We start from the raw sequence: 843 nt of genomic DNA, 5'->3' as shown, positions 1-843 counted from the left end.
GCGCTGGCCCGAGCTGCTGCACGCCGCGGCCAACACCCTGGTCATGGCCCTGCAGGGGCTGGGCGTGGCCGCGCTGGCGGCGGCGGCCCTGGCCCTGCCCGCCGCGCTCAGCCCGATGGTGGAGCGCGCCGTGCGCCCGATCGCGGTCGGCCTGCAGGTGACGCCGGTGGTGGCGCTCGCCCCCCTGGTGGTGATCTGGGCCGGGCTGGAGCGGCCCGGCCTGGCGGTGGCGGCGCTGGCGGCGGTGGTGGCCTTCTTCCCGATCTTCTCGGGCGTGCTGACCGGCCTGAAGTCGGCCGATCCGGATCTTGAGCGGCTGTTCGACCTGTACGAGGCCACGCCCGTCCAGCGGCTGACCCGCCTGCGCCTGCCCGCCGCCGTGCCGTTCGTGCTGGAGGGTGTGAAGGTCGCCGCTGGCCTGTCGGTGATCGGCGCGGTGGTGGCCGAATGGGTGGCCGGATCAGGGACCACCCAGGGGCTGGCGTGGAAAATCCTGGAGGCCGGCAACCGGCTGCGCACGGCCGACATGTTCGCCGCCCTGGCCCTGCTGGCGGCGCTGGGCTTCCTGCTCAACGCCGCCGTCGGGGCCTTGGAGCGCGCAGCCTTGCGGCGTTGGCGCGGGCGTTAGTCGGCGGTTAAGCGCAACGCTTCTAGATTCGCCTCCACGAAGAATTCGGGGAGCAGTCGGAGTGCGCGAAGCGCTCGCCATCGCCGCCGCCATGGTCGCCCCAATGGTCGCTTCGGCCGCCGCCGCCGAAGCGCCGGGCCAGCCGCCGGCCGCGCGCCTGAACTGGCCGGGCAAGACGCCCGCGCCCGCCGCTCCGCCGCCGCCCGCAACCCAAC

The 843-nt window shown here is 74.9% G+C and carries 1 protein-coding gene; it reads left to right on the top strand.

The window, feature by feature from the left end; all coding sequences use genetic code 11:
* Positions 1 to 628 (top strand): ABC transporter permease subunit (locus G3573_RS21700; protein ID WP_163263690.1); only part of this gene is annotated, 628 nt, incomplete at its 5' end.
* Positions 629 to 843 lie beyond the last annotated feature (215 nt).

The sequence above is a fragment of the Caulobacter sp. 17J65-9 genome (assembly GCF_010975005.1).
In the GTDB taxonomy this organism is placed as follows: Bacteria; Pseudomonadota; Alphaproteobacteria; order Caulobacterales; family Caulobacteraceae; genus 17J80-11.
Note: the sequence above shows the minus strand (reverse complement) of the source record. Positions and strands in the feature narration are given on the sequence as shown.